General features: G+C 37.3%; 17 protein-coding genes and 1 tRNA gene. 10 read left to right on the top strand and 8 right to left on the bottom strand.

All coding sequences use genetic code 11. The features are described from left to right. Positions 1 to 279 precede the first annotated feature (279 nt). The gene (gene mfd / locus D0T53_RS03530) at positions 280 to 3,609 is read left to right on the top strand and encodes a transcription-repair coupling factor (protein WP_163265136.1); all 3,330 of its coding nucleotides are present in this window, start codon (positions 280 to 282) and stop codon (positions 3,607 to 3,609) included. Between the two features lie 40 nt (positions 3,610 to 3,649). On the opposite strand, the gene D0T53_RS03525 is transcribed toward mfd, so the two are convergent. The 4 genes from D0T53_RS03525 to ybaK all read right to left on the bottom strand — a co-directional run bounded on the left by D0T53_RS03525 (position 3,650) and on the right by ybaK (position 7,973). Continuing rightward, positions 3,650 to 5,446, bottom strand: coding sequence for a hypothetical protein (locus D0T53_RS03525; protein WP_163265134.1), 1,797 nt, complete (start codon positions 5,444 to 5,446; stop codon positions 3,650 to 3,652). A gap of 13 nt (positions 5,447 to 5,459) precedes the next feature. Further along, positions 5,460 to 6,182, bottom strand: coding sequence for a DNA repair protein RecO (gene recO, locus D0T53_RS03520; protein ID WP_163265132.1), 723 nt, complete (start codon positions 6,180 to 6,182; stop codon positions 5,460 to 5,462). Between the two features lie 78 nt (positions 6,183 to 6,260). Beyond that, on the bottom strand, positions 6,261 to 7,418 hold the full coding sequence (locus tag D0T53_RS03515) for an iron-containing alcohol dehydrogenase (protein ID WP_163265131.1): 1,158 nt from the start codon (positions 7,416 to 7,418) through the stop codon (positions 6,261 to 6,263). An 81-nt stretch (positions 7,419 to 7,499) separates the two neighbouring features. Continuing rightward, the gene (gene ybaK, locus D0T53_RS03510; RefSeq protein ID WP_163265129.1) at positions 7,500 to 7,973 is read right to left on the bottom strand and encodes a Cys-tRNA(Pro) deacylase; all 474 of its coding nucleotides are present in this window, start codon (positions 7,971 to 7,973) and stop codon (positions 7,500 to 7,502) included. A 258-nt stretch (positions 7,974 to 8,231) separates the two neighbouring features. On the opposite strand from ybaK, the gene D0T53_RS03505 reads away from it, so the two are divergent. The 8 genes from D0T53_RS03505 to rpsT all read left to right on the top strand — a co-directional run bounded on the left by D0T53_RS03505 (position 8,232) and on the right by rpsT (position 14,402). Continuing rightward, positions 8,232 to 8,543, top strand: a complete 312-nt coding sequence (locus D0T53_RS03505; protein WP_163265127.1) for an RNA-binding protein — start codon at positions 8,232 to 8,234, stop codon at positions 8,541 to 8,543. A 523-nt stretch (positions 8,544 to 9,066) separates the two neighbouring features. Further along, positions 9,067 to 9,690: a viroplasmin family protein gene (locus D0T53_RS03500; RefSeq protein WP_163265125.1), complete on the top strand. Its 624-nt coding sequence runs from the start codon at positions 9,067 to 9,069 to the stop codon at positions 9,688 to 9,690. Between the two features lie 9 nt (positions 9,691 to 9,699). Beyond that, positions 9,700 to 10,383, top strand: a complete 684-nt coding sequence (locus D0T53_RS03495) for a DUF2461 domain-containing protein (RefSeq protein WP_163265123.1) — start codon at positions 9,700 to 9,702, stop codon at positions 10,381 to 10,383. A gap of 35 nt (positions 10,384 to 10,418) precedes the next feature. Then, positions 10,419 to 11,315 carry a diaminopimelate dehydrogenase gene (locus D0T53_RS03490; protein WP_163265121.1) on the top strand — a complete coding sequence of 299 codons (897 nt, stop codon included), beginning with the start codon at positions 10,419 to 10,421 and terminating at the stop codon, positions 11,313 to 11,315. 77 nt (positions 11,316 to 11,392) lie between these two features. Next, positions 11,393 to 12,208, top strand: coding sequence for a 4-(cytidine 5'-diphospho)-2-C-methyl-D-erythritol kinase (ispE, locus tag D0T53_RS03485; RefSeq protein ID WP_163265119.1), 816 nt, complete (start codon positions 11,393 to 11,395; stop codon positions 12,206 to 12,208). 144 nt (positions 12,209 to 12,352) lie between these two features. Beyond that, the gene (locus D0T53_RS03480; protein WP_163265117.1) at positions 12,353 to 13,867 is read left to right on the top strand and encodes an NAD(P)H-hydrate dehydratase; all 1,515 of its coding nucleotides are present in this window, start codon (positions 12,353 to 12,355) and stop codon (positions 13,865 to 13,867) included. A gap of 160 nt (positions 13,868 to 14,027) precedes the next feature. Beyond that, positions 14,028 to 14,099, top strand: a tRNA-Glu gene (locus D0T53_RS03475). 51 nt (positions 14,100 to 14,150) lie between these two features. Then, positions 14,151 to 14,402, top strand: a complete 252-nt coding sequence (gene rpsT, locus D0T53_RS03470; RefSeq protein WP_163265115.1) for a 30S ribosomal protein S20 — start codon at positions 14,151 to 14,153, stop codon at positions 14,400 to 14,402. Between the two features lie 398 nt (positions 14,403 to 14,800). Here rpsT and D0T53_RS03465 read toward each other — a convergent pair whose 3' ends face one another. The 4 genes from D0T53_RS03465 to D0T53_RS03450 form a co-directional block, all read right to left on the bottom strand. Beyond that, the gene (locus tag D0T53_RS03465; RefSeq protein ID WP_163265113.1) at positions 14,801 to 15,067 is read right to left on the bottom strand and encodes a hypothetical protein; all 267 of its coding nucleotides are present in this window, start codon (positions 15,065 to 15,067) and stop codon (positions 14,801 to 14,803) included. 28 nt (positions 15,068 to 15,095) lie between these two features. Then, positions 15,096 to 15,284, bottom strand: a complete 189-nt coding sequence (locus tag D0T53_RS13535; protein ID WP_370457784.1) for a Pvc16 family protein — start codon at positions 15,282 to 15,284, stop codon at positions 15,096 to 15,098. Positions 15,285 to 15,760: 476 nt separating this feature from the next. After that, the gene (locus D0T53_RS03455; RefSeq protein WP_163265111.1) at positions 15,761 to 17,539 is read right to left on the bottom strand and encodes an Ig-like domain-containing protein; all 1,779 of its coding nucleotides are present in this window, start codon (positions 17,537 to 17,539) and stop codon (positions 15,761 to 15,763) included. Between the two features lie 153 nt (positions 17,540 to 17,692). Beyond that, entirely contained in the window at positions 17,693 to 18,121 is a 429-nt protein-coding gene (locus tag D0T53_RS03450; protein ID WP_163265109.1) for an AraC family transcriptional regulator, read from the bottom strand. 17 nt (positions 18,122 to 18,138) lie between these two features. On the opposite strand from D0T53_RS03450, the gene D0T53_RS13530 reads away from it, so the two are divergent. After that, on the top strand, positions 18,139 to 18,270 hold the full coding sequence (locus D0T53_RS13530) for a hypothetical protein (protein ID WP_255489380.1): 132 nt from the start codon (positions 18,139 to 18,141) through the stop codon (positions 18,268 to 18,270). The last annotated feature ends 1,992 nt before the right edge of the window (positions 18,271 to 20,262 follow it).

Here is a 20,262-nt window from a genome sequence, read left to right as displayed (position 1 = left end):
TTCGTTGCTTTATACAAAGATAGTCTTGCAGATACCTAATGTACAAGTATTAATCGATAAAACTAATGTATTCCCCGATAAACGGATTGTTTTTTTACTTACTTTTGTTGTTTCGTAATATTAAGAAGGTTACAGTGTTGAAAGCGAGGATAAAATGGATTGATTGTGCAAGAGGGCTGGTTATTTGCTGGTTGTGATAGGGTACGTCAATTCGGGACTAATGCATTCGGCACGGTTTTGTCGATAATTTTCTATTAAAGTCTAAAAACATCTTATACATTGGAAATTTCATCGTTACAACAGCTTTTCGAGTTGCACAAAAATATAAATGCGTCAGTAGGTTTATTGGATAAATATCGCAATATCCAGATTAAGGGGCTTTTGGGTTCTTCGTCGGCAGTATATGCCGCTGCCTTATTCAATAAAACAAAACAAGCTTTTCTCTACATTTTGGATGATGCCGAGAGTGCAGGCTATTTTTATCACGATCTGACTCAGATTTTAGGTTCGGATAATGTTTTGTTCTTTCCGTCGGCTTATAAACGGGCGGTAAAATACGGGCAAATTGATGCGGCCAACGAAATACTGAGAACGGAGGTTCTGAGCCGTATGCAGACCGATGACGAGCACTTTGTTGTAGTTTCTTATCCCGAAGCTCTGGCAGAACGGGTAGTGTCGAAAGAAGCATTGAAAGATAATACTCTCCGCATAAATATAAACGAGCATATTAATCCTTCGTTTGTGTCGGAAGTTTTAGATTCGTATGGTTTCGAGTATGTCGACTATGTATATGAGCCGGGGCAGTATGCTATAAGGGGAAGTATTGTTGATGTATTTTCTTTTTCGAACGAATATCCGTACCGTATCGATTTCTTCGGCGATGAAGTGGAAACTATCCGTACGTTTGAAGTAGAAAGCCAGTTGTCGAAGGACAGATTGAAGTACATACAGATTATTCCCGAAATGAAAGCTTCGGGGTTGCAACGTGAGTCATTCCTGAATGTTTTGCCCGAATCGACCATTGTAGGTTATAACGATTACTCGTGGATACAAGGGCGAATGATTGCGATATACAACGATGTCCCCGTATTGGATAATCCCGAATATGAGTCGGATATACAAAGTAAACTTATCGACGAATCCACTTTTAGTACACAGCTGTTTGCATTCAGAAATATACAAATGGGAAACAAGGCGCATGGTACGCCTGCGGCTACACTCGAGTTCGGTATAAGTTTACAGCCTGTATTCCATAAAAATTTCGACTTGGTTAGTGAAGCCTTACACGACTATATAAATAAGGGATACACTATATACATACTAAGCGACAGCGAAAAACAAAATAAACGTATAAAAGCAATATTTGAGGATCGGGGGGACAATATATTATTTACCCCTGTAAATAAAACACTTCACGAAGGATTTTCGGATGATACGTTGAAAATATGTTGTTTTACCGATCATCAAATATTCGATCGTTTTCATAAATATAACCTGAAATCGGAAAAAGCCCGTTCGGGGAAGATAGCACTATCTCTGAAGGAATTAAATCAATTTCAAATTGGCGATTATGTAGTACATGTCGATCATGGGGTAGGTAAATTCGGTGGACTTGTCCGTTCCGATATGAACGGGAATATTCAAGAGCTTATAAAACTGACATACTCCAATAACGATGCAATATTTGTGTCGATTCACTCGCTGCATAAGATCTCGAAATACAGGGGCAAAGATGGTGAACCGCCTCGTATCAACAAGCTGGGAAGCGGTGCATGGGAACGGATGAAGGAGAAAACAAAATCGAAGGTAAAGGATATTGCCCGCGATTTAATTCTCTTATATTCGAAGCGTAAGGAAGAGAAAGGTTTTAAATTCTCGCCCGACTCTTTTTTGCAGAACGAGCTGGAAGCTTCTTTTATATATGAAGATACGCCCGATCAGGTAAAGGCAACGGCTGATGTTAAAGTTGATATGGAGAACGAAAAGCCAATGGACAGGCTTATTTGCGGCGATGTTGGTTTCGGTAAAACCGAAGTAGCCATACGTGCGGCGTTTAAAGCTGTGACCGATAATAAACAGGTTGCGGTATTGGTTCCAACAACCGTGTTGGCAGCACAACACTATCATACATTTAAAGAAAGGCTTAAGGGCTTTCCGTGCAGGGTCGAATATATAAGCCGTGCCCGAAAGGCTTCTGATATAAAGCAAGTATTAAAGGACTTGAGCGAACGAAAAGTAGATATACTTATTGGTACGCATCGTATAGTAAGTAAGGATGTGAAGTTTGCTGATTTGGGATTGCTTGTTATCGACGAAGAGCAGAAATTCGGTGTGTCGGTTAAAGAAAAACTAAAACAGATGCGGACAAATGTCGATACCCTGACTATGACGGCAACACCTATTCCCCGTACATTGCAATTTTCGTTGATGGGGGCTCGGGACTTATCGACAATAACTACGCCTCCTCCCAATCGTTACCCTATACAGACCGAAGTGCATACATTTGATGGCGAGATAATACGCGAAGCCATTAATTTCGAAATGAGCCGTAACGGTCAGGTATTTTTCATAAATAACCGTATAAACAGCATATACGAACTACAAAATCTTATACAAAGAGAAGTGCCCGATGCTCGTATAGCAGTTGGTCATGGGCAGATTGAACCTGCAAAGCTGGAAGAAATTATTACCGACTTTGTAAATCACGAATATGACGTGCTTATTGCAACATCAATTATAGAGTCGGGAATTGATATCCCCAATGCAAATACCATAATTGTAAACAATGCCCAGAATTTCGGGCTGAGCGATTTGCATCAGCTAAGGGGTAGGGTAGGGCGAAGCAACCGTAAGGCATTTTGCTATTTACTTGCTCCTCCGTTACATACGCTTAGTGCTGAGTCGAGGCGACGATTACAAGCAATAGAAAATTTCTCGGAGTTGGGGAGTGGTATACACATTGCTATGCAAGACTTGGATATTCGTGGGGCAGGAAATCTTTTGGGGGCCGAACAAAGTGGATTTATAGCCGATTTAGGTTACGAAACGTATCAAAAGATTTTGGCAGAGGCTGTAAACGAATTGAAAAACGATGAATTCGCCGATCTTTATCATGAAGCCGAAGATGGCAGTAAAATATCGGGCGACAACTTTGTTGACGATGTATTAGTAGAGAGCGACTTGGAGTTGCTTTTCCCTGCAACATATATTCCGAACGATTCGGAACGGATAACCTTATATCGCGAGCTGGATAACATGGAAGAAGAACGCGATATTGTTAAGTTTGTGGAACGGTTGGAAGATCGCTTCGGAAAAATACCCGACACAGGTATTGAACTAATTCGTGTTGTGCGTTTACGCCGCTTGGCGAAATCGTTGGGAATGGAAAAAATAGTATTGAAGAACGGACGAATGAATATATTTCTTATATCGAATGCCGAGTCGCCTTACTATCAGTCGCAAGCTTTTGATAAATTATTGTCTTTTGTGCAGACGTACCCCCGCCGTTGCGAATTAAAAGAGAAGAACGGTAAACGCTCAATAATGATAAAACAGGTTGAAGATGTAAAAACTGCCTATCAGGTTTTAGAAGAAATAGTAGCTTTATAATAAAAATACCGAATAACGGGGGGCTGTTGGCTTTTTGAGGTTACAGTCCTGTTATTCCCATTTTTTTCATAAGGAATGATGCATTCATGTTTTGGGCAACTCCTTCCCGTATTTTGTATGAAAAAGATAACCTATCGTTAACAATATCAGCCTCGAAACGATAATCCTTCACATATTCAGGAAACTCTTTTTCCAGATTGCCTAATACAAGGTCGTGTGTGGCAATCACTCCGTTGGCTTTTAATGATATAAGTTGACGAATTAAAGCAAGAGATCCTTTTTGTTTGTCTTCGGAGTTTGTTCCTTTCAATATTTCGTCAAGAATTATGAATAGTTCTTCGCCTGCGTTGAGGCGATCGATAATCATTTTGAGGCGTTTAAGCTCGGCAAAGAAGTACGATTCGTTATCAGCCAGCGAGTCGGCTGTCCGTAGGTTCGTAACCAGTTTACCCGGATAGAATTTCAACGATTTTGCACAAACGGGCATTCCAACACATGCCATTGTGTGGTTGAGTCCTATTGTTCGCAAATACGTACTTTTTCCGGCCATATTTGCCCCTGTAACAACAAGGAAGTAAGGTTTTGCAGGTATATGCACATCATTTCGCACACATACGTTCCTGTTTATAAGCGGATGTCCGAGTTCCTCTCCTTCAAAAGTAAATGTCTCGGCAACCGTAGGATAAGTGTAATCGGGGTGGTTGAATGCAAATACCGATAGCGAAACCAAAGCATCGAAATGGGCAATAGCATCGAACCATTCCTTAATATCGTTTTTATATGTTTGCATCCATTTTTCTACTTTTGCTGCATAACGTACGTTCCAAACCATTAGTGGATTAAATAGCAGAAATACAGGAAATGTTACCGACATTGCCAGATTATTGTGATGCGATTTTAATTTTGCAATAGCTTGTGATGCTTTTTGGATATCGCCTAATAATTTTTGATTATCCTTTAGTAAATCCGATTTAAATTCTTCTTTTTCGACAATACTGAAAAGCTGCATATATGTTTCGAGTACAGCCGTTTTTTTATCGAATATATTCAGTATTGTATTCGATTTTTTTATGGGCAAGGAACTTACAACCAAGGTAAGTGTATACAGAAAAATGAAAGTTTCGCCCGGTGCAATGTTAAGACCGAAAAGAATGAACCAGATAATGTAAAGTGCTGGGATTGCATATAGCATTGCCATCCAGAATTTGCTGTTCAGAAAACGTAAGGGCTGCGAAAATGCATCGGCAAAATCTTTGGTGTTTAGCGTGTCGGTCTCGGTCATACTGCCTATTGTGCGAAAATGCATTACCAGTTTAGGGTTATGGGCGAGTTCTTTAACAGCTTCTTGCCGAGATAAAATATTGCTTTTGTTTTCGAGTGGATTGAGTATTGCATCGGCTAAAGCATCTTTGCCGAATGAGGTTACAGTGCGATTGATGGATTGGAAAAAAGAACGATTGCCGAAAATATCCAAATCGAGGCTGAAACTGTGCTCTCCGTTCATTTTCTCTGGTGCTCCATCGAAAGCCGAAAAGTCGTAATCGATACCTTTCAGCTCATTCTCTGCGTTTTTAATTCGGTTTTCGGAATATAGCCTGCGACGGAAAAGCTTGTTGTGGAAGACGAGTAAACAGGCGAAAAATATTACTGAAGCAGCTATACCCCCTATAACAACAGGCGTATTGTGCCACATTAGGTAACATACAAGCAAACATGCTAAAACAATAACAAGCCTGAGGGTTCCAACTTTGAAGATGGTTTTATTGAGGGCTGAGTGTTTTGTCCGTTCTGTTTTTATTATTTCGTTGTAGAATGATTTTACTTCGTTCAAATCCATTTTGTTTGTTTTATCAGAATAATTCGTGTAATACGTCAAGCGATTTTATTGAAGGAAAATCGCCCAGATGTATGCGGTAATATTCTATTATTCGGTTTATAATATTTATCCTGTCGTTACGGCTGAATTTAAAAAGGTGCATGTTCTCGTAACTTATACGTGCCAGTTTCGACAGAGCAAAGCTATCGGCTGCATTGATATAATGTTTATGTAAGGGCTGACGGTCAACAAATACTCCGTTTAGCATGTCGAACATATCATAGCTTTTGTAATCTTCGAGATTAGGGTAGAATCCGAGAAAACGGGTTAAGTTTAGTATGAATACCAAATGATAATTAGCAATGTTTTTGTCGGCAAGTTCGAGAAGCTGAACAGATTGGATGAGGTATTGAAAAAGATTGTTGTTGTCGTTGACATCGCGTAAAACCCGGGTCAAAAATTCGGAGAGGAAGAAAACCATCGACGATTTTGCCATATCAGAGGGGATTGAAAAAAGAGGCAATAAGCTATGTGCCTCTTTTATTCGCTGTATATCGCGTGTGTCGCGGTGCTCAACTTGCAGATCGAGTAAAGCTAAGGGCATAAATAACGAACGGGGAACTTTCGATGTCTTGGTAGTTGCTTTAGGAACCATATAAGTAACCCGTCCCAAATTATTTGTGAATATTTGGGTAAGTATGTATTTATCGTTGTAATTTATAGTGTTTAAAACTATACCTTGAACTTTTTGCTGCACTATTTTAGCGAAATCTGGTAATTGTGCTTTCGATTAAGAAAGTATTTTCCCTCATACCTGTAATCAACCCCTGATATTTTATAATCGGAGCGTTAAAATCTCTTTTACTTCTTCGTACCCGATGTTTGCCTTTTCTCCCAATTTCCATCCTCTGGCTTTTATACGTTCGCTTACAGCTTCTACGGTTTCTTTACCTAATCCGTAGTCGCTCAATCGAGTTTTAACACCCATCTGATTGAAAAAGTCTTCAACAGCCTGAATAGAAAGATTTATTCGTTCTTCTTTCGGCATGTTATTATATATACCGAATACTTCTTCACCCATTCGCAATATCATTTCTTCTTTTTGAGCTTTTAGCAGAGTGAGCACTCCCGGTAATACTATAGCCAGCGTTTGTGCATGATCGAGCCCGTAAAGTGCTGTTATTTCGTGTCCGATCATGTGGGTAGACCAATCTTGTACAATTCCACATTTCAGCCATCCGTTCAACCCCCATGTCGAAGCCCACATCAAATTGGCTCTGACATCGTAATCGTCGGGGTTTTTCAAAGCTTTTGGGCCTTCTATAATTAAAGTGCGTAAAACCGATTCGGCAAACATGTTTTGCAATAATGCACCGGTAGGGTAGGTTAAATATTGTTCGGCTACATGTACAAAAGTGTCAACAACTCCGTTCCCTATCTGTCGCACAGGAAGTGTAAACGTAGTTTCAGGATCGAGTACCGAGAATTTTGGATATACCGCAGTCGAATCGAAAGCTAGCTTGTCTTTAGTCTCGGTCCGGGTAATTACTGCACCCGAATTCATTTCCGAACCTGTTGCCGGAAGCGTTAATATTGTACCAAAAGGCATAGCTGTATTTACAGGTAAATGTTTTAACAATATATTCCACGGGTCGGAATCTTCGATACAAGCGGCAGCGGCTATAAATTTGGTGGCATCAATAACCGATCCTCCGCCAACCGCCAACAGATAGCCAATTTTTTGCTCTTTTATAAAGGCAACCGCTTTCATGCAGGTTTCGTAATGCGGGTTAGGTTCTATACCGTCAAATTCGAATACCTTATAACCATTCAAGGCTGATATGACCTGATCGTAAACTCCGTTCTTTTTTATACTGCCACCTCCATATATAATAAGGACAGGGCTATTTTGGGGTATTTCGTTACTTATATTTTTTATTGTATCCTTTCCGAATATAATCTTTACAGGATTGGCAAAACTGAAGTTATTCATATTTTTATTTTTTTATGTAATAATGCCGACAAATATACCTAGAATTTACCGAATATATTATTGACGTAAAGTGAAGTTTATCTAAAATAACGTCTCTACTTTAGCATCTGTTATTTTTATTAAATCGGTAGGAGCAATCTTTATCTGCATCCCCCGCACACCTGCACTTATATAGATGAGATTGAATTTCAGGCCAGATTCGTGTATATAGGTTGGAAAATGTTTCTTCATCCCGATTGGCGAACAGGCACCTCGTATATAACCTGTAATACCAAGTAAATCTTTCATTGGTATCATGTTGCAGCTTTTATTTCCCGAAACTTTGGCAGCTAACTTCAAGTCCAATTCATCGGCTCCCGGTATTACGCAAACAAAATAGCCGCTTTTATCTCCTTTTAATACTAAGGTTTTAAAAACCTGATTAACATCTTGTCCTAATTGTTCGGCCACATGTATGGCACTTAAATCAGACTCGTCAACTTCGTAAATATTCAGCTCGTATTTTATGTTTGCTTTGTCGAGTAACCGAACCGCATTTGTTTTATTTATTTTCATTTACGTTTGTTTTAAACAAAAATACTGCATACTCAGTGGCTAGTGTTCAGTAAAAGTGTTAAAAATAACTTACAAATAACATTTCGTTTATAAAAGATACGTTTATCATTATTTTATGTTTACATTTGCAACGCATTGAACTTAATACAGATGCTTAATTGTTCTTCCCTCAATATTTGGTAAGCATCATTAATTTTTTCTGAATTACTTTCTAGTGCGAAAACACAACATTTTTATTTTTTTAATTACATTTTTACAATGAACATTTTTATTGCAGGACTAAGCTACAACATTACAGACAATGACTTAGTTGATTTATTTGGAGAGTATGGAGAAATTGCTTCGGCAAAGGTTATTATGGACAGAGAAAGTGGCCGTTCGAAAGGTTACGGATTTGTTGAAATGGAAGACAATACTTCAGCTCAAAAAGCTATAGAAGAACTAAATGGTGCTGAATACGATGGACGTGTTATTTCTGTATCAGAAGCTCGCCCTAGAACTGAAGGCCCTCGTCGCAACAATAACAACGGCGGAGGAAGAGGTGGATTCAGAAGCCGCGAAAGATATTAATAGTATTCTATACTATAACAGAAAAAGAGTGTCCCTTTAGGGTGGCACTCTTTTTTTTTGTTCGAAAGTTTTTTGTACGCTTTTGATATTTATATAGATTTTATTTATATAAACATTGACGGCTTTTTTTCGAAATCGATTATATTTGCCAAAGCAAACTTTTAAACAATTGAGGATTATGTTTTTATTTCTTCTTTTTTCGAATCAAAAGAAGTTAATAAAAGTAATTTGCGCACAAACGATTTACATATTACATGCAGTTTTTTATACTATTATATATTGTTAAGTAGGATTTACAGTAGCGGCAAAACCGTTATTGTAAGCATAGTGTTGTGATAACACTGCAAGTTTTAGATTAATAATTGATGGGATGCTTTCGCGAAGGAAAGCATCTCTTTTTTTGTTTAATAATTATAACTGAGTATAAAAAATGCGCATAGAATGCATTTTTTTGAGGTTTTTTTATTAAAGAAATGTATCTTTGTCTTTCCCAATGGTAAGAATATGAGGCGGTTTTAAAAGAATGGCAAAGAAAAAGTTTTATGTAGTTTGGAACGGTGTTGAGCCCGGGGTCTATGATTCGTGGGATAAAGCAAAGGTTCAGATAGCCGGTTATGATGGAGCTTTATATAAGTCGTTCGGGAACGAATCGGAAGCAATAAAGGCATTCGACGATAATCCTTATAAATACATAGGTCAAAAAGAAAAAAAAGCCTCAATCTCGTATAAAACAAATACCGAGATAGAGATGGATAGTCTGGCTGTTGATGCGGCATGTAGTGGAAATCCGGGTTTGATGGAGTATCGGGGTGTATATCTAAAAACAGGGGAGCAGATATTTCATAGTGGGCCATACGAGCAGGGAACAAACAATATAGGAGAGTTTTTGGCTTTGGTACATGGTTTGGCATTGTTGAAACAGAAAAGCATTACTATACCTATTTATTCCGATAGTGTGAATGCTATAAAATGGGTAAATCAGAAGAAATGCAAGACAAAGTTAGAACGTACTCCTGTAAATGAAATAATATTTGAATTGATAGAGCGCGCCGAAAAATGGTTGCAAAAGAATACCTACCCCAATAAAATTATAAAATGGCAAACCGATAAATGGGGAGAAATACCTGCCGATTTTGGACGGAAATAGAATGTTGATATGGCTAAGAATATAGAGTTTAAGGGATTTACACCAAATACTTTTCAGTTTCTTCGCGATTTAGGGGAGAATAACTATAAAGAATGGTTTGAAGCTAATAGGAGTGTGTACGAAACTGAACTTTTGCATCCTTTTAAGGCACTGGTTTTGGCTCTTACTCCTGTAATGTACAGTATTGATTCTAATTTCGAATTTCGTCCTCATAGGGTTTTGTCTCGTATTTACAGAGATACCCGTTTTTCGAAAAATAAGGAACCCTATAAAACATGTTTGTGGATAACCTTTCAGCAACCTGTTAGCGATTGGAAAGATTATCCCGGTTTTTATATGGAGCTAAGCCCGGAAGGATATAGGTATGGAATGGGACTTTTTATGCCCAAGAAAAAGATAATGGATAGTTTTCGCGAACGGATAGAATTCGATGCCGGAGAATTTAGCCAAAACACCAAGCATATTGTAACAGGGCTTGGCTTTGGTATAGGTGGAGACTTATATAAAAAGCCTATGCAAAACAATTTGGATGAATATTTTCAACCTTGGGTTCAACGAAAAAATGTTTACGTGCAAAAAAGTTTTCCTATAGGCGAGGAGTTGTTTAGTTGTAAAATAGCTGAAAATATGGAGTCCGATTTTAAAGCATTAGAGTGGCTATACAATTTTATGAAAGATGATGACTTAATATAATATTAACATTAAACTGAAAACAGAAACAATAATTTATGAAGAAAATCAGAGCAGCCGTAGTTGGCTATGGTAATATTGGTAAGTATGTTTTAGAAGCAATAAATTCTTCACCCGATTTAGAGGTGGCAGGAATTGTTCGCCGCGATGCAAGCAATGTGCCTGACGAGTTGAAGGCATACGTTGTTACTGATGATGTGAAAAAGCTGAAAGATGTGGATGTTGCTATATTGTGTACGCCTACCCGCAGTGTTGAAGCGTATGCAAAAGAATGCCTTTCAAATGGTATTAATACTGTAGATAGCTATGATATACATGGGGGGATTGTTAATTTACGTAGCGAACTGGATAAAGTGGCAAAGGCTAACGGAACAGTAGCTATAATATCGGCAGGATGGGACCCGGGAACAGATTCGATGGTGCGTTCTATGTTCGAGTTTATGGCTCCTAAAGGTGTTACTTATACAAACTTTGGTCCCGGTATGAGTATGGGGCACACAGTAGCGGTTAAAGCTATTAAAGGAGTAAAAGCAGCCCTTTCGATGACCATACCTTTGGGTACAAGCATTCATCGCCGTATGGTGTATATAGAGGTTGAAGCCGGATATGATTTTAAAGAAGTAGCTGCGGCTATTAAGGCTGACGATTATTTTGCTCACGACGAAACGCATGTTATGCAGGTCGAGAATGTTGATGATTTGAAAGATATGGGGCATGGAGTGTATATGGTTAGAAAAGGTGTATCGGGGGAAACACAAAACCAATTGCTCGAATTTAATATGAAAATCAACAATCCTGCGCTTACTGCGCAAGTGTTGGTTGCAGCGGCTCGCGCGTCAAAGAAACAGCAAGCGGGTGCTTATACAATGATTGAAGTGCCTATTATCGACTATATATATGGCGATAAAGAAGCTTTGATTAAAAAGTTGGTTTAAATTTAATAATAACAAAATACCGAGGGGCGATAACCTAGGATTGCTCCTCGTTTTTTTAGAGAAAAATTGCTGCTGTTATGATTAGTTTTCCAAATGCTAAAATTAATTTAGGGTTAAATATTATATCAAAAAGGGCTGATGGTTATCACAATCTTGAGACTGTTTTTTATCCGGTTAATATTCAGGATGCATTAGAGATTGTTCTTGCTAAAGACGGGAAAGATAGCTTTATTGAGGCTGGCATGAGGGTCGATTCGTCGCCTGATAATAATTTGGTAATGAAAGCCCTGAAGCTAATGCGCGAGTATTACGATATACCACCGGTAGAGGTTCATTTATTGAAGAAAATTCCGTTCGGAGCAGGTCTTGGGGGAGGCTCGTCCGATGCGTCATTTATGTTGAAGCTTCTTAATGAGGAATTTATGCTTAAACTATCGGATAACGATTTAGCCCGGTTAGCTGTGAGGTTAGGGGCCGATTGTCCGTTTTTTATTTATAACAGGCCGATGTTTGCAACAGGAATAGGCGAACAGTTGGAACCCATTCGGGTTTCGATCGAAAAGTATCACTTGGTACTAGTGAAACCTGATATTCATATTCCTACACGGGATGCTTTTGCTCTGATAAAGCCAAGAAAACCGGAATTGTCAATAAAAGATATTCTTATCTTTCCGGCTTCGGACTGGAAAGATTCGTTGTGGAATGATTTTGAGGATAGTATATTTCCGCAATATCCCGAAATAGCGAGAATAAAAAAACGACTTTACGATATGGGGGCAGTGTATGCATCAATGTCGGGTTCGGGTTCGTCTATATATGGATTGTTTGAAGAAGAAACCGATTTGGCCTCTTATTTTCCCGGATGCTATGTTTGGGAAGAACGTAAATACTAGTTTCATTTGTAATAGCTTGTTCTGCCTTTTTTTAGCTTAGGGGATAGTTGTTATTTAAACATTTTTTCGGTAATAATGGTTTTATTATCGGGGTTGACCTTTGGATTGAGTGTTTTATTCTTTTCCGTAATATAAGCTTCTATCATGCTGAAAATATTAAATGCCGAGCAGGTAAGAGTTGTAGATAAATGTACAGTTGAAGAACAAGAAATTCGTTCTGTCGATTTAATGGAGCGGGCAGCTTTGGCTGTTGCCGGGCGCTTACTAAATGTTTTGTCGCCAAGGCAGAGTGTTTATGTGTTTGCTGGAACAGGAAATAACGGAGGCGATGCTTTGGCTGTAGCCCGTATTTTGTTGTCTCGACAATTCGAAGTAAAGTCTTTTTTAGTAACAGGTAAAGGGAGGTTTTCGCCCGATTGTGCAGAGAATAAAAGATGTTTGGAGCGTATTTCTGAATTAAAAGAGATAAGTTCTTCGTCTGATATTCCATTAATACCCTCTAATAGTGTTGTTGTCGACGGGCTTTTCGGCTCGGGGCTAAATCGTCCAGTCGAAGGAGTTTATGCTGATGTTATTCGGGCAATAAATAAATCGGATTGTCGGGTTTTTTCTATAGATATACCTTCGGGGATGTTTACAGATGATAATTCGGGAGCCGAGTCGCGTCAGATTGTTAAGGCTGACGAGGTTTTTACTTTTCAGATGCCTAAATTGTCTTTATTATTACCCGAAAGCGATGGCTTTTGTAGAAAAATGACAATTGTTGATATTGGACTAGCTCAAAGGCCTGTAAATGCTGCATACACGGAGTATTTTTATTTGGAAAAGAAAGACCTTGCTCTAGTGCTTAAGCCCTTGAGCCGTTTTGCGCATAAGGGAAATAATGGCAGAGCTATATTATTTGCTGGTTCGTACGGAAAAGTAGGAGCTGCAGTGTTGGCAGCCAAGGCTTGTTTAAGAACAGGGATAGGGTTGCTTACTGTGCATTTGCCACGGTGTGGTGTAGATGTAATGCAAACGGCGGTTCCAGAGGCGATGGTTGAAGCCGATAAGTCGGATTGTGGTATAAGCGGATTTGTTGATAAATATTCCGATTATGCGATAGGTATAGGGTCTGGAATTGGAGTTGATGAAGATACGAAGAATTTTTTGTGTGATATCTTCAAAACTTATCCGTCTAAACCTCTGGTGTTGGATGCAGATGCATTGAATATTATTGCACGGGAAAGACATTTGCTTGATAAAATACCATTACATAGTATATTAACGCCTCATCCTGTTGAATTCGATCGTTTATCGGGAATGTCTCCGGTTTCGGGATATGAGAGATTACAACAGGCTCGTGTTTTTGCAGAAAGGTATGGCGTGTATGTTGTGTTGAAGGGTGCTTATACTGCGATTGTTACGCCTGAAAAGAACGTTTATTTCAATTCAACAGGAAATCCCGGAATGGCTACAGGTGGTAGTGGCGATGCGCTTACAGGAGTTGTTTTGTCGTTGTTAGCACAAAAATATACACCGTTAGATGCAGCTATGCTGGGGGTTTATTTACATGGTTTAGCAGGAGACTTGGCTGTGTTGAATTTGTCGCAACGAAGCCTTTTGCCATCAGATCTAATAGAGCACATAGGGATGGCATATAAATCGATAGAATTGTAGTGGAATTTATATTGTTGATATTTAAATAGTTTTGTGTTTTGATGAATATTTTTCGAAAAAAATATGTAGAAATATTTGCTTGTTACAAAATATGCACTACCTTTGCATCCGCAATCACGAAATAACTTCGAGTTGATAAAGCTAGAAAATAGCAAGTGATGGCCCATTCGTCTATCGGTTAGGACGCCAGATTTTCATTCTGGAAAGAGGGGTTCGACTCCCCTATGGGCTACAAAAAAAGAATTAAGATATAAAACATAACAAGACAGATTAGTCAAATATTATGGCAAATCATAAATCATCAATAAAGAGAATCAGACAGACACAAGCAAAACGCTTGCGTAACAGATATGTAGCTAAAACAACACGTAATGCTATTAAAAAATTGCGTTTAACAACAGATAAGGCTGAGGCACAAAAGCAGTATCCTTCGGTTTGTTCAATGTTGGATAGATTGGCTAAGAAAAACGTTATTCACAAGAATAAAGCAGGTAACTTAAAATCGAAATTAGCTGCTCACGTTAATTCTTTGTAAAAAAGACAATACGTTTAATTATATAATAATAAAACCGGACTAATTATTTTAGTCTGGTTTTTTGTATGCATACACGTGTTGTAAATGAAGTGGAATTATTCTGTATGAATATAGTAAGAATATGATTAAGCTATAAATCGGAAATGAAGCTTTTGTTTTTATTTTCTATACAGCATGAATCTATTTTAGATTCAATTGATATTAGCCATCGGAAAGTTCTTTCCAATCGTGTTCAATAGCCTTGAAATTATCTAGTAGGAGTTTTGTCTTGTTGATAATCTGTTTGGCTTATACCATTCCTAAATAGGCTTTTTTGCCATGTTTTTATAAGGTTAAATCTGTTCCTTCATTCAAATAAAAAGGATAAACTATATTACTGCGTCTGTTCTCAATAATGCCTAAGTCGTTACATCTATTTGTTTGATGTGTATACCTTCCAATACTGGTAGAAATTCCGATGTTGATGGAGAGACTACATTTGTTTCGTCTGTGATATTATTAGATGAAACACTCATGCCAACTTCTGTTATCCATTCATTGTCTTCTCGTCGTTTCATTAATTCCTGTCCCAATGGGCTAAGGCGTACTTGTATAGATCGACATGTGTTTTGTTTAAAATAGCCATGTTCTACAATAAAACGATATATAGGGCGGTAGTTTTCCATGTCAATGTTTTATTTATCTGCTTCTATATTACATATCTATTACAGTTTTTTGTGTTTCACGTATAGTTTTAGAGATTTCTCCAGCATCAAATGAAAGTCTCCTGATTTTGCATACAATCGAGGGGTGATACTGCCCTCCCAAAGTAGTCCAAATATTATTCAGCTCCTGAGAACTGGGGGTAATCATTTCTACGACATATGTAACGTCTTGATAAATAAAGGATCAATGCAATTGTATGAATAATAATGTCGCAGATAGTATTGATAATGCTTCTGTATATCTTTTTTCATCATATACAGCAGCCAAAATAATGTTCAAGTTAATTAGTATTGGAGGGGCGCTTTGTATGCTTACATTAGAGTGCTATTTGGGTTAGGAGTAATTCCCCCTGCTGTTTCACGCTCGATACTCAAATAGTGAAATTAACAGTTTGTTTTTCTTTCCTTCGGCACTATTCCCTATGAACGCAACCTCGACTACTCCCTCGGGTTGAGGAAAGTTGTTTTGAAGAAATTCATTTAATTTTTCAGAGTAATAAGTCAGTATCCTTTTTATCATATATGTAGGTTAGAGTATAGGTAACACTGATTATTAGCAATGTATATAGTCTCCTGTTGATATCAAGGACTATGATTTTATATCAAGTGATGCTAATAAAACACGATTGGCATTAGCATCACTTGATTGAAAGGTTATTTTTTTACTATTTTGAAAATAGTTCCATCAACAGCTATAAGATATATTCCGGCAGGAAGGTTGCCTACAGAGATATTTTCTTCTGCTTGTACATTACGCTGTAATACTGTTTTTCCATGCATGGTATAAACCGATACCATTGTCGATTGAGTTATTCCCTTTACACAGAAATAATCACTTATTGTATTAGGGTAGATTTGTATGCCGTTTTCCGAATTTGTGTTTTCGATACCTACACCTGTGCCTGCTGTTGTAAACGACCATACAACATCTAGTGTGTTTCTATTGGTAGCTCCTGCGGGAATGGTTACGGTATATTTCGTATTAGGTTCAAAGTTGTCGTGGGTTATGGTAATTGTGTTTCCTGTAAGGCTTGCACTTACATTTCCCGGATCGGGCGACAGGGTAATGCCGCTTAAATCATTTTCTGTGGCAATGAGGTAACTTGCCGAAACTGTTGCATCAATAGCAACATCTACTGCTTCGTCGGCAGGAGTCATTGTGGGTAAGCTTTCAAATTTAGCGTATATATTCATGTCTCTATCTACGGTTTTATTATTGAAGTCCCACTCTGTAGTGCATCCTTGATTAGCGTACCACCCGCCGGTAAAAGCGTATTTATAAGCTCCATAGGTTATTGGCGCCAGGTCAACGGGTTTTGCAATGGTAGTGTTTGCTCCCGTATCAATAAAACCGCATATATACCCTGTAAGATTACCTGCGGATGTTAAGGTTACTCTGTAGGAGGAACTGGTATAAGTATAACTGTCTGTCATACATGCAGCGCCTTCGGGCGTTTCTACTAAAATCCTTGCTGTGCCGGCTTCTGCCGGCGGTGTGGTAAATGTAAGCTGGCTGTCGCTATTTACTGTAAACGATTTTGTTGTTTTCCCATTTACGAAAACGTTTTTTGCCCCTGTAAGATTGCTGCCCGAAAGAACAACTTCTTCATTGTAAGTCCCGCTTGCCGGAAGCAGGGAAGAAAGTGTAGGAGGTGTTCCGCCGTTATAGATGACAATACCTCCCGTCATATTGAAGTTGCCATTCTGAAACTTATTATATATCATATTGATGGGGTTGTCATTGTTCGATAAATTTATTGTACCATTACTTATCGTTAAGTTACAATTGTTAGCTATATATATAGCATATCCTTTGCCGGTTGCATTGGCGGTAACAGTTCCGGTAGTAGAAATCTCCGAGTTGTTGATTTCTGTATAAATCCCGTGTGAACGAGCAGATGTAGTGTTTATAACTACACTTGCATCTCCCGTAATATGAAAACTTTTCCGTGCATAAACTGTACAAGCATTTGCGCCGTCACTACCTACGGCACTACCTACGGCATACACGTTTCCGCTACTGATTGTTAATAACTGCATACTTGTTATGGCGGAGTACATATAATTCTTTCCGGTATAGGCAAAGGATAATATTCCGCCACTTCCGTTGATAGTAAGCAAGCCATTGCAATAAAAGCCGTCTTCATCTACGCCAATGCTGTTACTGACAGAAACATTGCCGGTGTAATCCAGCTTGATTTCATCGGTGCTTTGGCAATTAATAGTAATGGCTTCTCCTGTGTAGGTATTTGTGAGAGAGAGTGTTTCAGTGGTTGCGTTCCATGTCCAGCCTGTGCCGTTGGCATTAATACTTAAATCGGGAACGGAAGTTCCGCCGATTGTCATGTTGCCGGTTGAGGCATGTGCACTGCCGATACATACTGCCATGAAAAGCAGCGGCAGAATTAGTTTTTTGAGTAATGTTTTTTTCATACTTTTTGATTTAATTAAAAGACCTAATTTTAACCAAATTTACATCAAAATGGTTTTAATCGTTTGACAAATCGTATATTTGTCAATTTTACGATTTGCTAAATGTTAAATATATGGTTAGTAGTGAAATATGAATAGTCTAGGCCTAGCTTGTTAGGCTTTGTTTTGCCATGCGGTTGGAGAAAGGTCGGTATACTTTTTAAATTGTCGGCAAAAAGAACTATGGTCTGCATAGCCTAAATTAGCTGCAATATCTGCCATCGAAAGCTCAGGATTGTCCTTCAGTAATATTTTAGCATCCTCAATGCGTAATATATTTATCCAGGCATTGAAATTTACATGCATATTGTTATTGATGTAAGCCGATAGGTAAGTGCGATTGGTACCTAAAGTATTCGCCACACTGATTATAGTAATATTGGGTTCTATATATGCTTTTGAATCAATCCATTGTTCAACTAATTGCGATAAATTCTTTTGTATTATATCTTCGTTAGTGTTAATAATAGGTACTTCTTTTGGTATTATTACCTTATTGAATATATAAGGGTAATTAATATATCTGACAAAAAAAACAAGCATAAAAGACGCCGCACAATATGGCTACGATTAAATCGAAAACTGGATTGGGAAAAATAATGAGTATTAAAGCTAAGATGCCTATGCTCAATGCCGAGAAAAAAGCAACAAATACCCAATTAAGATGTTTGGCTTCATCTCCCGAAAAATAGTTGCCGGTAGCAAAACAATATTGTTTATATTCTTTAAAAAAAGTATAGGTGTAATATATTAGTTGATATATATAAAACGATAGAAAAAAATAAAATACAGCTTTTAGAATATAATAATTCGGCAGGAATAATAATATGAAAGATAATATACTAAAACCAGAGATAGGAACTAACTGACGGCTTATCCACTGTCTTGTAACAAATGAAGGATTGATTAATATAACGAGTGTGTAAGTAAACAGAAATGATTGAAAAGAGGCTATTATCAATGTTATAACAGCAACAATAAACATATCAGACTCCGAAGTATTAGACCCATTCATTATAGCATTTATACCGCTGAATACTCCGAATATAAGATATGCGTAGGCCATTATTTTACGCGATGTACGGTAATTATTTAGTCCAGAAGTTGATGGAACTGCTAATAGTAGCATCAGTAGTGCTGAAAAAATAAGGACTAGAGGTATTGCCGCGTTTATAATAAAGAATAAGATTCCGAAATTTGGCATATTTAAACATTATCACGAAACAAATTTAACATAAAAATCCGAATAAAAAGTGGTTTTTTTTAACAAAATTAGGCAATTGACTAATAATGTTTAGATAAAGTTCTTTACTTTACTTGCCTTTTCTTTAAGATGCAACAATTATACCCTAATCAATATTCTAACATGCATAATCGGGGTGGTATTTATGAGCACGCCAAGGATAAAACGGTCGCTTTAACAAGGTTAGTCAAATGGTCTGAAGCTATTGAACAATCCGGATTTAAAACTTTTGCTTCAGTATTTTGTTTAGTCCCATAGTTCAGATTGGACAGATAGCTTTGAATTACCTTACATTATCACTATTGATAGGATTCTTACTAAAAGGGTAATAACTGTATTTAAGCAATTGGTTCTTTCTCGGTAGTTTCTAAAAGTATGTGAGAATTCTACCAACCGAATTTTCTACTTAACTCTCTTGTATCGTAGTATTATATCTAGTTATCTTTAGGGGATGTAATGTTGTACAAGCCACTAAAAATAAAACGCTAATCGGCTGATAAATCAATGATTAGCGTTTTGTTTAGTGATCCCGCTGGGGATATATATTATTCTATATCCATCACTTTACCAATGAATTAAAAGAGTGTCTCTTTCAAACTCCACCTATTTCGCAGTAATATTATTGCTTCATTCTGCCATCGTTTACAGACTATATTATATGTTTCAAATATACACAAATTATTCTTTCATAAGCAAAACAAAAAATGAGCATCCAACAAACAAATTTTCGTAGAACCTGAAAGGCTTTGAATTTGTGTAGTGTAAGATGCGAATTTAACTTTGTGATTGAAAGAATAATATTACAGGTTTAGATACTATAATTTAAATCAAATTTCTTTTTATTGGTTGTGTTTTAATAAGCAATTGTGAAAAATATATTGTGAAATTTAATAAAAATAGGTTTCGAAATAAAATGAAACCCTCTAGTTTTGTTATGTATATCTTTATTAATAAGTGTATTATGTTGAGAATTATTTCATTAAAATTTTATGGAACAAGTATCTGAAAATTAATATTATTAAATTTTCACAATTAAGGTAATTTTGGAAAATTTTAGCAGGTAATAAAACACAGAACATATATTTCAATTTTAAACCTTAAATGACTAATAAGAGTACAGAGATATTTATTAGAAGGCAAATTCTTATTCAAAAAACTTTCTTATACACCGTATTTGTTGTAACAGCATTTATATCATATATGCTGATGTTCAAATCTGATAAATTTATTTACAGGTTTCTATCTGATGTATATAATATCCACCTATACACACTTTTTATATTAATTCTCAGTATTCTTTTTCTGTTTTTTAGTAAGCGCTCCTTCGGGATTTCCATGTCAAGTATCATAATTACCTTAAGTCTTTGGTTGACATATATTGTTATACATGGCATATTAAATAAACAGACAGAAAGATATTTTCAAACTTATATTATTATCT

The sequence above is a fragment of the Dysgonomonas sp. 216 genome, from assembly GCF_010501065.1.
In the GTDB taxonomy this organism is placed as follows: domain Bacteria; phylum Bacteroidota; class Bacteroidia; order Bacteroidales; family Dysgonomonadaceae; genus QVMM01.
The sequence above is the reverse complement of the archived record's forward strand: the minus strand, read 5'-3'. Positions and strand labels throughout refer to the sequence as shown.